The 13,102-nt window shown below is 35.6% G+C and carries 13 protein-coding genes; all 13 read right to left on the bottom strand.

The annotated features are described in order from the left end of the window. Positions 1-167: 167 nt before the first annotated feature. Positions 168-1,736 carry an AMP-binding protein gene (locus tag MLOOGBEN_RS23810; protein ID WP_179160775.1) on the bottom strand — a complete coding sequence of 523 codons (1,569 nt, stop codon included), beginning with the start codon at positions 1,734-1,736 and terminating at the stop codon, positions 168-170. A gap of 40 nt (positions 1,737-1,776) precedes the next feature. Beyond that, on the bottom strand, positions 1,777-2,997 hold the full coding sequence (locus tag MLOOGBEN_RS23805) for an iron-containing alcohol dehydrogenase (protein WP_179160774.1): 1,221 nt from the start codon (positions 2,995-2,997) through the stop codon (positions 1,777-1,779). A gap of 46 nt (positions 2,998-3,043) precedes the next feature. After that, positions 3,044-3,790 (bottom strand): carboxymuconolactone decarboxylase family protein, encoded by a 747-nt coding sequence (locus MLOOGBEN_RS23800; protein ID WP_179160773.1) that lies wholly within the window; start codon positions 3,788-3,790, stop codon positions 3,044-3,046. A gap of 37 nt (positions 3,791-3,827) precedes the next feature. After that, complete coding sequence (locus MLOOGBEN_RS23795; RefSeq protein WP_179160772.1) at positions 3,828-5,060, bottom strand: ABC transporter substrate-binding protein; 1,233 nt, start codon at positions 5,058-5,060, stop codon at positions 3,828-3,830. Positions 5,061-5,452: 392 nt separating this feature from the next. Next, positions 5,453-6,472 carry a zinc-binding dehydrogenase gene (locus MLOOGBEN_RS23790; RefSeq protein WP_179160771.1) on the bottom strand — a complete coding sequence of 340 codons (1,020 nt, stop codon included), beginning with the start codon at positions 6,470-6,472 and terminating at the stop codon, positions 5,453-5,455. A gap of 50 nt (positions 6,473-6,522) precedes the next feature. After that, entirely contained in the window at positions 6,523-6,939 is a 417-nt protein-coding gene (locus MLOOGBEN_RS23785) for a MaoC/PaaZ C-terminal domain-containing protein (protein ID WP_306430768.1), read from the bottom strand. 8 nt (positions 6,940-6,947) lie between these two features. Next, the gene (locus MLOOGBEN_RS23780; RefSeq protein WP_179160770.1) at positions 6,948-7,346 is read right to left on the bottom strand and encodes an FAS1-like dehydratase domain-containing protein; all 399 of its coding nucleotides are present in this window, start codon (positions 7,344-7,346) and stop codon (positions 6,948-6,950) included. Positions 7,347-7,388: 42 nt separating this feature from the next. Further along, positions 7,389-7,979 (bottom strand): TetR/AcrR family transcriptional regulator, encoded by a 591-nt coding sequence (locus MLOOGBEN_RS23775; RefSeq protein WP_179160769.1) that lies wholly within the window; start codon positions 7,977-7,979, stop codon positions 7,389-7,391. A 100-nt stretch (positions 7,980-8,079) separates the two neighbouring features. Continuing rightward, the gene (locus MLOOGBEN_RS23770) at positions 8,080-8,787 is read right to left on the bottom strand and encodes an ABC transporter ATP-binding protein (RefSeq protein ID WP_179160768.1); all 708 of its coding nucleotides are present in this window, start codon (positions 8,785-8,787) and stop codon (positions 8,080-8,082) included. Continuing rightward, the gene (locus MLOOGBEN_RS23765; protein WP_179160767.1) at positions 8,780-9,547 is read right to left on the bottom strand and encodes an ABC transporter ATP-binding protein; all 768 of its coding nucleotides are present in this window, start codon (positions 9,545-9,547) and stop codon (positions 8,780-8,782) included. Before MLOOGBEN_RS23765 ends, MLOOGBEN_RS23770 begins: the two co-directional genes overlap by 8 nt. Positions 9,548-9,549: 2 nt before the next feature. Beyond that, complete coding sequence (locus MLOOGBEN_RS23760) at positions 9,550-10,509, bottom strand: branched-chain amino acid ABC transporter permease (protein WP_179160766.1); 960 nt, start codon at positions 10,507-10,509, stop codon at positions 9,550-9,552. A 3-nt stretch (positions 10,510-10,512) separates the two neighbouring features. Beyond that, a complete protein-coding gene (locus MLOOGBEN_RS23755; RefSeq protein ID WP_179160765.1) occupies positions 10,513-11,379 on the bottom strand; it encodes a branched-chain amino acid ABC transporter permease in 867 nt (288 codons plus the stop codon). A gap of 41 nt (positions 11,380-11,420) precedes the next feature. Beyond that, positions 11,421-13,094: an AMP-binding protein gene (locus tag MLOOGBEN_RS23750; protein ID WP_179160764.1), complete on the bottom strand. Its 1,674-nt coding sequence runs from the start codon at positions 13,092-13,094 to the stop codon at positions 11,421-11,423. Positions 13,095-13,102 lie beyond the last annotated feature (8 nt).

Here is a 13,102-nt window from a genome sequence, read left to right as displayed (position 1 = left end):
TACCTAATAATGATACCGATTACATCTATACTAAATAATAACAATTTTCAAATAATTTTACAAATGACTTATCTTTTTATAAGAAATTTGAGAGATTAAAAAAGAGGTGTCTTTAAAGCTGTTATACAAACAACTTCTAAAGACCACCTCCCTCGTCAATGATTTAATTACTTTTTAAGAATTTTTTCATTATCCCAAGTCTCTGAAGTAATCCCATTATTTCCAAACTTACGCAATTGGACTTTTTGAATTTTCCCTGTAGCGGTCTTTGGCATTTCTTTTACAAACTCAATATAGCGTGGAACCATGAATTTCGCCATATTAGACACGCAATATTGATAGAGTTCATCTGCTATTACTTGCATTCCTTCCTTTAAAACTACAACAATCTTCACATCGTCCTCTGAAAGTTCCGACGGGACAGCTATGGCTGCACATTCAAGGACCGCAGGGTGTGCATTTATGATGCTCTCAACTTCAAATGATGATATATTCTCTCCTCTTCTTCGAATCGCATCTTTCTTTCTATCAACAAAGTAATAATATCCTTCTTCATCACGGTAGCCAAAGTCACCAGTATGGAACCAAAGATTTCTAAAAGCTTCTACAGTTTCCTTAGGCATATTATAATATCCTAGTGAAAGTGTATATGGTTTTTTAGAGCGTACAACAAATTCCCCGGCAGTACCCACTGGCACTTCATTATCAAAATCATCAACAAGTTTAAGTTCATAGTTCTCATTTGCTTTTCCACATGAACCTGGTTTAAATTTCCCATATTCAAAACTTGTCAAAAAGGCTGTCTCTGATGCTCCGTAAACTTCAACTACCTTTGCACCAAATCGTTCCTCGAAACGAACAGACAAGGCCGAAGGTCCTATGTAGACTGATCGCAACTTATGGTTCTTATCATTTATATTGGGAGGTTGATTTAATAAAATTGGAATCATAGCGAATATGACGTGACCAACTGTTGCATTAAAATATCTTACATCATCCCAGAATCCACTTGCACTAAACTTTTTCACTATGGATATTTCAGAACCAGCTACTAAAGTGGCCATTAGACCAAGTTGGTGGGCAATCGTGTGAAAAAGCGGAAGTGGTGTATATAAACTATCTTCCGTTTTATAAGCGTTCACCTTCAACCAATCAGTAGCGACTAAAAGGCAATGTCTATGAGTAACTAAAACACCTTTTGAAGGCCCAGTAGTTCCAGATGTAAACATAATAGATTGAATATCTGTATAATGTAATTTAATATCTAATGGGTTACAGTCACCATTGAATAGATCTTCAAAGGAAATTACCGGAAGATTATCACTATTATTTATCTCGCCAACAACAATGATTTTTTCCATTTTTTCAAGACCGTCAAAAACGTTTTTAACTTCCTCAAAATATTTTTCCTCAACGATTATGAATTTTGAATCGGATTGATTCAATTGATATTGAAGTAATTGTTTTTTATGCGCAGTATTAATGGGTACCTCTACTCCACCACATTTTAATATACCAAATGCAGAAAATACAAACTCTTTACTGTTATCCATTAACATTGCCACTTTGTCGCCTTTTACAATTCCAAGGTCTTTTAAAGAGTTGGCAACGCTATTAGTGATTTTGTCAACTTGACTATAGGTAAAGGTCTCATCGCGAAAGCGCAAATAAATTTTATTAGGGTACTGTACAGCTCTTTCTGTTAATAATTCTCCTACTGTTCCTTGGTAATACATAGTATCCTCCTATCTTTCTATGAATTTCTCTTTTTAATTATTACCATGCCTTTTCTAGCAATTCGATGACATCTTCCCTGCCATTTATTTTTCTAGGATTTGTTGCAACAATAAAGTCTTCTAAAGCATCTTTTGCTAATGCATCAAAATCTGTTGTTTCTACAACTGTATCTCGGAGTCTCCAAGGTAAATCTAAGTTTTTAATAAATTCTCTTATAGCAGGAGCCGCTTTGCTTGCAGCAATCTCGTCATTTTCATCATAGTTTGCAGCACCAATCACTCTAGCAATCATTGCTTGTCTCTCTTTTGTTACATCCAAATTATATTCCATAACAGTAGGAAGCATTACACAGGAGGTGACACCATGTGGGACACCACATCTACCTCCTAGTTGATGCCCAATTCCATGGCTTAACCCTAAATTAACATTTGCAAGTCCAGAAATAGATAACCATGCACCCATTTGACAATAGCTTCTAGCATTTAAATCAGTTGGGTCTTCTTTACATTTTGGAAGGTAGGTGGTTAATAATCGTAATGCCTCTTTACCAAGTGCATCCGTAAATGGCATATGATCATTAGAACAAATCGACTCTACCGCATGATCTACAGCTCTAATTCCGGTGGAAAGCCAGAGCCAATCTGGAGTATGAAGTGTCAATACAGGATCATGTATTACTGCAACAGGTGTTAACTGCGGATCAATGGCACCTACCTTAACCTTTGTTACTTCATCCGTCATGCCTGCGATGTGAGTAAATTCTCCAGCTGACAATGTTGTTGTAATCGCAATATGCGGAAGTGGTTTTGATGATAACGGTCTAAAAGTTAACTCACCTGTTTGATAATTAAATTGTATTGGATACTCATTTAACTTTTCGATTGAATGTATTTCTTCAGCTAGCACCATTGCTACACTTTTTGCGGCATCAACAGGGCTTCCTCCTCCAAAACTGATAATGCCATCCGCATTTGTCTTTCTCATATCCTCCGCAATATCCAATACCATTCGTTTAGGGACATGCGCTTTGCATTCCGAATAGACTCCTGCAACATTATCAACACCGATAATATTCTTTAACCTTTCAACAAGTGGAGTTTTATTTGCTAGTGTGTTCCCCGTAATAATATACGGGTTCTTTATTCCATTTATTGCAAGAAGTTGAGGCAGTTGTTCTACAGAATTTTCTCCAAAGACCACATTGTTCATTGGCAGTAATAAGAAATTACCTTGTAATGTTTTTTCTAGAACTTTCTCCAATATGTTGCCTCCTCAAATTGAATATTGTTATTTTTTAGCGAATTTTCTATTTTGCAGCTGTTAACCTATCTAATTCTTCAATCAAAATAGGCATACCTTCTTTAAATGTACCCATTCCTACTTCAGCCGCTAATTGATAGACCTCTAGAATTTCCTCTTTTGTTGCCCCATATTTTAATGCATTTTGAACATGAACTCTTAACCCAGGTGTATATAAATGCGTAGCAGATGCATCCCCTGCAATATAAATGAATTCTTTTTGTTTTGGTGTTAATGGACCTTTTTTCCACGGAATTGTAGAGAATTTAATATAAACTTCAAAGAATTCGTCATCTAGTAGAAGCAGACCATCCCAAAAGGCATTCCAATAGCCACGTCCTTTAATAAATTCCTCTTTAAGTTTACTCTTACGTTCATTAAGTTCTGTATCGATAACTTCATTCTTATTAATCTCTTCAATAAGAAGAGGGAGACCTTCAAGAAAAGTATGCATCCCTATTACACTTATAAGCTGAAACACTTCCAAAATTTCTTCTTTTGTAGCTCCAAATTGCATGGCCTTTTGAACGTGAGTTTTAATTGCTGCTGTGTATAAGTGTGAAGCATTAGCATAAACAGATAAATAGCAAAGCTCTTTCGTTTTAGGATCTAGTGCACCTTTCTTCCATGGGACTGATGTAAATTGTAAGAAAGCTTCAAAAAACTCTGGGTCTTGATCTAATAAACCATCTAATGAATCATCCCAATATCCACGAACTGATTTAAATTTCTCTTTTAACTCTGATTTTAGCATTTAAAACTCCTCCAATTTCAAAATAGAATAATTATTCCTAATATTTAATTTTCCTTTCTTTTACATCATAAGTAATTGGTTTTGTAATCGGTACGATATTGCCATCTTTTGCCTCTGTAATATAGATGGTTGTATTACCGTAATGGCTGTCAGAAGTATAGGTTATTGCTGGATAAAGTGAACCTTCCCAATTATCAAGGGTTTCAAGTTGTTTTTTCAAATTATCACGAGTTAATTCATCACCACTACGCTTCGCAGCTTCAACAAAAATTTGTCCCATTGCCCATCCCCACATAGCAAATCCACTTGTTGACGACTTCGGAAAATCTTTCTTATATTGATCTACAAAAGTTTTCATGTCAGGGTCTTCTGAAACTGCAGGAGTAGGAATAGAAGTGGTGCTAATTGTTCCCGTCCAAACATCTTCACCCACAAGATTAAATAAGTTAGGATCATCTCCGCCCGTTGAAGAAGCAGCATAAAGTACATCTTTTAAACCCATTTTATGCAATTCCTTTTTTAAATTTGCGGTAGTACTTGGTCCAGAACCCATTACAACTGCGTCAGGATTAGATTCTTTTACTTTCTGAGCAATCCCGCTAAAATCTGTATCTGTTGGAAGGTGAGGTCCTTCTCCTACCACTTCAACATCAGGATAACGTTCTAAAGCTCGTTCAATGCCATCCAATGTTTCTTTACCTGCGTCATTATTTAAATAAGAGACAAAGATTTTCTTTACTCCTTTTTCCTTAATTAAATAGTCGACGAGGATATCGATTTCGACTGTATAATTCACTACGTTACCAAAGATATTTGGATTAGTAGGATTGAATAATACTTTTGATCCTGAAGTTACTCCTATTAGTGGAAGATTTCGTTGCTTTAAGTAAGGAACAATCGCCATCGTTTGGATAGTCCCCACATTTCCAACTAATGCGAATACCTTATCATTTTCTTCCAAGCGCTTCGCATTCTGAACGGTTGTTTTTGCCTCAAACTTATCATCATAAGCAATTAACTTAATTTTCTTACCGTTTACGCCCCCCTCTTCGTTTACGTAATTGAAGTAGGATTGCAACCCTTGTCTAACAGCGTCATAAACACCATAAGCCCCAGATTGAGCTCCAATCTGACCTACGATTATTTCTTTTTCTGAAACCCCCTGGCTGGTATTTACAGAGGAACTTGACCCTTGACTCCCTCCAGCTCCACATGCAGTTAAGAGAAGAAGAGTTACAATTAGTAACCAAACAATATTTTTCTTAATCATTCATGATCCTCCTCTATTCATTTTGGATTAGGAAGTAAAATTTCTTTGAAGAACACAACATTTGAAGCGCTTTCAGGAAACTTTATTACTGTGGATGTAATTCGTATGGTGGATTTATTACTAATTCAAAGAGGTGAAATTTTTAACTTATTTGGGTTATCGTGATGAAAGGAAATACTAAGTAGAAATACTAGTAGAACTAAAACCCTCCTTTTTAAATCACCGTTCAATTTTTGATGCGTGATTTTTTTTCTTAACATGAGGTTAGTATAATTCATCTAGTATCTTCTGGTCAATTATTTTTTAGAAAATTTAAACTATTATAAAAAATAGTTTCCTTATTATTTTCTTGCAATAGAATCTAGTGAAGTTTCATTAATTTATCTGCAAAATTATGAGGGGATATTTAAAATGATTTTTCCAAATTGTTTTCCATCGTACATTCTTTTATGTGCTAAATCAACCTCTTCTAAGGGGTAAACGATATCTAGTGAAGGTTTTAAATTGTTACACTCATATAACTTTAACATTGCGGCAAATTCTCCAGGATTCCCCATCATGGTGCCCATAATCGTTAGCTGTTTCATAAATATACGTGGCATAACAAGATTACTTACCGGACCTAATGTTGCTCCCAAAGAAACAATTCTGCTGCCAGGATTAGCAAGACTAATTAATTCATTAAATGTCTCTCCTCCAATGCTATCAACAGATAGATCAGCCCCACCAGACATTACTTTCAATTTTTTCACCCAGTCTTCAGAACGATAGTTTATCCCTCCGGCCGCACCGAGCTTTATAGCTTTTTCTAGCTTTTCGTCACTGCTAGAAGTAACAAATACATTCGCACCCTTTGCCACAGCAATTTGCAATGCAAAAGTTGCCACGCCACCCCCAATACCCGGAATTATAACACTATCACCTTTCTTAACTTTCCCTTTAGAAACTATTGCGCGATAGGCCGTTATCCCTGCCAAGGGGATAGCTGCAGTCTCTTCCCAGGATAAATTTCTAGGTTTTGGAAAGACATTTTCTGATGGTATTTTAATATATTGAGAGTAAGTTCCATCCAATGGCAAACCTAAAACTGAAAATGATGGACCATGGACAACAGGATTGTCTCCCCAATTGATTGTTGGGTTAATGACTACTTCGTCTCCTAAATTAAATCCTTTAACTTCCTCCCCTAATTCCACAATGATTCCAGCCCCATCTGATCCGATAATCGAAGGAACTTGAATGTTTGGGTAAAGCCCTAGTCGTATAAATACATCACGCCTGTTTATAGCTGCTGTAATTAAGCGAATTAGAACTTCATTTGGACCTGGTTTTGGTACTTCAATATCTTCATAAAACAGCTCAGCCATTTTTGTACCTGGTTTAACTTTATCCTTTAAGATCATTGCTTTCATGTTCGTTCCTCCTTCCATCGTTAATCTAATTCTCCAAGTTTAGGAGAACATTATTCTACAAAATGTTCTCTATCTTTCTGTAATTTTTTCACTTCAAATTTTGCTTTCACTTTAACCTCACCATCTTCGTTACTTGCAGTTGCTTCACAGATCCATCTGTCCTCTGCTTCATCTATAATACAGCCCTTAACCGTAATTTTTTCACCTGGTCTGGTTATCGATTGAAAACGGACCCAAAATTTTGCAAGTTCATTTGATGAAAACCAGTTTCCAATTGCTTGACCAATAAACCCCATAACCATCATTCCATGTGCAATTACATCACCAAATCCAGCTTTTTCTGCATATGGAACAACTGTGTGCAGCGGATGGAAATCTCCAGATGCGCCCGCATATCTAACAAGCTGCGTGTGTGAAATTTCTTTTTTTTCAAGAGGTATAAATTGATATCCCACTCTCATAAACATCAAACCTCCTAATTCATTTCGATTATGGTGGTTCTGCTAATTAACACCAGTTCACCATTTTGATTAGTAAATTCTCGTTTAACAACAATAAAGTTCTTCTTGCTTTTTATATAATGATCTTCAACAATTCCTTTTACCGTCAATTCATCGCCTGGTACTATTTCACCTAAATACTCATACTCTTGTTCACCGTGTAATAGTTTATCTTCTTTCAAACCCAGTTGTTTTGGAATAGGGTTTTGACTTAATCTAAATTCAATGACGGTAGGAAATGTAGGTTGAATTCTTTCTCCTTGTATAAAGTCATTTTGATTGTCGTCAATTGCTAATGCAAGTTCTCTAATTTTCCCCTTTTCAATTGGGAATGAATAAGGCTCTAGTTCACGACCGATTAAATTTGTTGACATAATCCACCCTTCCTCTACCTAATAACACCCTATATAGGTGCTTTATAATAGTATTCTAAGAATATAATCAGCATGGATGTTGGCTATTTCTTCCGGCTTCATTTTACCGTCAGGTTTATACCATGATTGAATCGAATTCAGAGCTCCTAGAATTATCAACCTTGTCATTTTAACGTCAACTTTTTGAAATACACCATTATTAATACCTTCTAGGATTAACTCATCGAAAATATGATTATACTCATCACGCTTTGCTAGAATTTTTTCCAAAAACTCACTTGAAAATGTTTGATCCAGCTTACCTGCAACATTAAACATTGCTTTTTCATTAATTTCAAAAATGATATAATCAATAATTACTTTTCTCATTTTCTCTATAGGTGTAAGATCACTATTTTTAACCTCTTTTATTTTTTCAATGCTCGGATCTAATATCATTAAGTGACATTCAAACAATAATTCTTCTTTATTTTTGAAATAATAATACATAGACCCTTTTGTCATTAAGAGCTGCGAGGCAATTTCCTCCATTGTTGTCTTTTCATAGCCTTTTTCTGATATTATCGATGAAGCTGACCTTAATATTTCATTTTTCTTTTTGGCCATTTTTTTCTGCCGTAGACTTGTACCCATACCTATCTCTCCTTTGTTCTTGAAACCATTAAAATAATAATCGAAATACCTATTAAGTAATTCTCCTATTATTTAGTATAATATAAAAATAATAATACCGTCATGCAGTCCCTAAATAAGATTCCTTTACTTTTGGATTTGAAGCAATTTCATGGGAAACTCCCTCTAGGGTAATTCTTCCATTTTCAAGAACATAAGAATAATGTGATATGGACATCGCCATATTAGCATTTTGTTCAACCAGCAATATCGATTTTCCCTCATTATTAATTTCTTTAATAATTTTGAAGATTTCTTTTACTAGTATTGGAGCTAGACCCAGGGAGGGTTCATCTAAAAGTAGAACAGATGGATTTCCCATTAGTGCCCTGCCAATAGCCAGCATCTGTTGTTCTCCACCACTTAAGGTCCCACCTTTTTGATGTAGCCGGTCTTTTAATCGTGGGAAATAGGAAAATACACGTTCATAATCTTTTTTAAAATTCCCCTTATCTTTTCGATGAAAGGTCCCTATTTTTAAATTTTCTTCAACCGTGAAATCAGGAAATATTCGACGGTTTTCAGGGCAATGTATTATTCCAATCCGCACAATTTCACTTGCAGATTTTTTTAATAAATTGACCTTATCCATTTCATACTCTCCCTTCGTTACAGGGATCAGTCGTGAAATAGCCTTTAGTGCTGTCGACTTCCCAGCCCCATTTGCCCCTAGGAGGGAGACGATCTTTCCAGGAGGAATCGTAATATTCACTCCTTTTAATGCATGAACGGGTCCATAGTGGACATGTATATCTTTTAGCTCAAGCATGTGTTTTAACCTCCCCTAAATAGGCTTCTATTACTTTTGGATTTTGAATGATTTCGTTAGGAAGTCCTTCAGCAATTTTTTCTCCAAAATTAACAACAGTAATATAGTCAGATACTTTCATGACTAATGACATATCGTGTTCAATTAGCATCACTGTATAATTCATTTTTTCCTTCAAAAACAAGATAAGTTCACTTATTTTTTCTGTTTCGTAAGGATTCATACCTGCAACAGGTTCATCAAGCAAAATGATTTTTGGTTCCGTTATGATGGCTCTTCCGATATCGACCATCTTTTGGAATCCAAACGAAAGATTCTCCAATTTTTCGTCTGCCAAATGGGAAATACCAAGAAGATTCATAATTTCATTTGCTTTTTCAATCGCTTCTTTTTCTGAATGCCTTATTGACTTCAAATTAAACGCCAGGGCAAAGATGTTTTTATTTAGCAGAGGATGAAGTCCTGTTAACAAATTTTCAAGAACTGTCATTCTTGGGAATAACTCGACATTTTGGAAACTTCTTGTTATTCCTAAGGGTGCCATTTTATGTGGTTTCTCTGAAAGAATAGAATTGCCGTTGAATATTATTTCTCCAGATGCTGGTTTATAAAATCTGCTGATACAATTAAAAATGGTTGTCTTTCCTGCACCATTTGGACCAATTATCGAATATATAGTCTTTTCCGGTACCTGAAAAGATAGATTATTGATTGCTGTTAAGCCCCCAAAACGGACTGTAACATTTTGAAATTCCAGCATTGTCACACCACCTCATTTTTGATTTCAGGTGTTTTTGATTGGACTTTATTTTTTTTGAAATGAAGAAAGGATACCAGACCATTAGGCTTAAACATCATTACTAATACAACGGCAATACCAATAACAATATTGGTTATTCCAATATATGAATCTGAAAAATGAGGTAATATAGAAAACAGAATGGCACCTATGACAGCTCCAAATATAGAACCTAGTCCGCCTACAACAATCATGGCTAAAAGTAGGAATGAAGTCAAAATCGAAAAATCGTCAGGGCTTACAAAACCATACCAGTATCCGTTCATGCCACCGGCAATTCCAGCAAAAAAAGCACTGATTGTAAACATAATGGTTTTATAAAAAGCTAGATTCACCCCAATGGACTGGGCTGCAACCTCACTATCCCTAATCGCAATAAATGCCCTCCCCATTCGACTGTATAGGATATTTTTCATTAGCCATATGCATAAAACAGAGATAAAGCCTAAAGAATAAAAGAAAAGAAGTTCATTTTGCATGAAAGGGGGTCTTGAGACCATTAATCCAGTATATCCACCAGTTAATTCCTCCCAGTTTAAAGCTATTTCCGGAATAGATAATCCAAAGCCCAATGTTGCAACAGCTAAAAAGTGACCACGGAGACGAACAGCAGGCAAACCAATTAAGAAACCAACGATTGCTGTTATTCCGCCTGCTATGAGTAAAATAAGAATAAATGGTAGATTTATGGTATTAGCTAGAATAGCCACTCCATAGGCTCCGATTGTTAAAAAACCTGCATGTCCAACCGAAATTTGACCACCGAATCCAATTAATAGATTTAAGGCATTCGCTGTTACAATAAACGTACATGCTGTAATAAAGATAGTTAGAAAGTAATTTGATTGTCCTACTAAAAATGGAAAAATAATAATTACAACTAACGCAATAAGCCAAGGCCATTTATTTCCTATTCTTTTCAAAGATCACACCTTCTTTACAGTTTGTTTTCCACCAAATATACCCTGAGGGCGAATGTATAAAATGATAATGATGAGGAGGAAGGTGTAAACAATCTTCATTTCTGGAGAATAGTAGTAGCTGACTACATTTCCGAATACTCCGACAATTAACCCCCCAATGATAACCCCTGGCATGAAAATAAAACCTCCTAATACAGCTGATGCAAAGGCCATAATCAGGATTTCAAACATCATTGTTGGACTTAAGAAGGTTAACGGGGCAGTCATCATTCCTGCTACACCGCCTAAAACTGTTCCGATAGCCCATGTAGACATAAACACAAGCGGCACTTTTATTCCCATTAATCTTGATGCAGTTAAGTCTTGTGCAGAGGCTCTCATTGCAAGACCAATTTTAGTAAAATTAAATAAAACATATAAAACTCCCATCAAAAGCAGGGTAGAAACAATGATAAATATGTCATTTCTTGTAATTAGCACAGACCCAAGCGAGATTACCTCATCACTAAATGGCGTAGGAAAACTTTCGGGTTGATGTCCCCATAGTAACCCTGCAACCCCATTGATAATGAGAAAAAGGCCGAGAGTGATTACTATTTGATTTAAATGATCGGCAGATTGAACGCGATTCATAAAAACCGCATAAATTACTGCTCCTAAAAGGAGGGAGATTATCAATGCTCCAATGAATGATGTAAAATAGGAGAAGTTATACTTAGTAAGAAGGCCAAAGCTTATAAATGTAGTCAGCATAGCCATTTCTCCTTGAGCAAAATTAACAACCATTGTGGTTTTATATATTAAAACTAAACCAAGAGCAGCGAGTCCATAGATACAACCCATTATTAATCCACTCATAATAATTTGCATTCTAATCTCTCCTAAAAAATAAAATGAGAAGTGCTAATTAATCAATGTAATTGTACGATTCCTTTTGAAGTCACCCTGATTTTGCCGTCTTTTTCGCAATCCCATGACCTTAATAAAGAACCCTTCACATTATGCTCTCGCAAAGAAGTTTTTAATATTTTACCTGTAGGTGTTCTCGGTAATTTATCATAGATTTCTATATATCTTGGTACCATGATATGGCCTAAACTTTGAAAACAATATTCCACTATATCTTCGCATGATAGATTAGACCCATTTTTCAATACAATGCATGCTTTAATATCATCTTCACCTATTGGCGATGGAACTGCAATAACCGCAGACTCAGTAATATCTTGGTGATTATTTAACATGCTTTCCATTTCAAAAGATGAAATATTTTCACCCTTTTTGCGAATGGCATCTTTTATTCTATCGAGGAAATATAAATTCCCTCCTTCATCCTGGTAGAATCGATCCCCCGTATGGAACCACAAATTTTGCCATGCTTCGACTGTTTTATCTGGTTTATTATAATAGCCCTTCATGACGATGTGGGGAAGCTTTGGTCGAACTAACAGCTCTCCTGCTTGCCCTGGTTCAAAAGGATGGTCATACTCATCGACAATTAATATATCAACAAATTCATCCAAAGGTTTTCCACATGAGCCCGGGCAATCTTCATCCATTTCTGTTGCGGTTACTGCATTCCATTCCGTTGAGCCATATGCTTCAACTAGCTTTAATCCAAATCGCTGCTGAATTTCTATATATTTTTCTTTTGGAGCAGGTATTGCATAAACTGCCCGTACTGGATTATCCGCATCATTTTCACTAGGTGGCTGATTGTAAAGCATTGTCATAATTCCGCCAACTGCAGGAAATAATGTAACTTCGTGTTCACGTATATCATTCCAAAATTGGGAAGCACTAAAGTGATTTTTCAATACCATTTTTGCTCCTGAAATGATACAACCAAGGGTTATAAATCTTGCAGCAACGTGATAGAAAGGTAGAAAATTCAGTGAAATATCTTCAGACGTATATCTCATGATATCGGCCTGAAACAATCCCATAAAATACAAATGGTGGTTAGAAATTAACACACCCTTTGAGGGCCCTGTGGTTCCAGAGGTATAAATAATGCAAGCCGAATCATAATGGTTGACTGGGTTTGTATTAATTTCTTTGTTTAACTCTATTAATAAATTTGGTTGATAAACCAATAATTCATCCCAGTTGTAGGTTTTCCAGAGGTTGTTCACTGTAAATTGTTCATTTCCATGAAATATTACTGTTTGTATTTTTGTTATACCATTTGCAATCTTTTGAAATTCATCATAAAACTCTTCATTGAGAAAAAGGAATTCAGCATCTGAATCATTAATTAAATATAATAGTGTGTCACCTTTATAGATAGTATTTATAGGAATCTCAATCGCCCCTATTTTTGCGAGTGCAAACCATAAATACAAATTGTCACGACATGTTGGCATTAGAACCCCAACATGTGAGCCTTTCCTAATCCCTATTCTTAATAAATGTGAAGCCAACAGATCTACATTTTGTTTCATAGTTTGATATGAAATCTCTTCTTTACCTTCTATTAAATCAAGAAAAAAGGGACTACTTCCTCTTTTTTCTGCACAAGACTCCAACAAATTAATCAAAACCCGCTCCTGATAAGGAGTAGATTCAGCATAAGTGTGTAGCATTAGAACCC

Source organism: Bacillus sp. EB106-08-02-XG196 (genome assembly GCF_013396335.1).
In the GTDB taxonomy this organism is placed as follows: domain Bacteria; phylum Bacillota; class Bacilli; order Bacillales; family Cytobacillaceae; genus Neobacillus.
The sequence above is the reverse complement of the archived record's forward strand: the minus strand, read 5'-3'. Positions and strand labels throughout refer to the sequence as shown.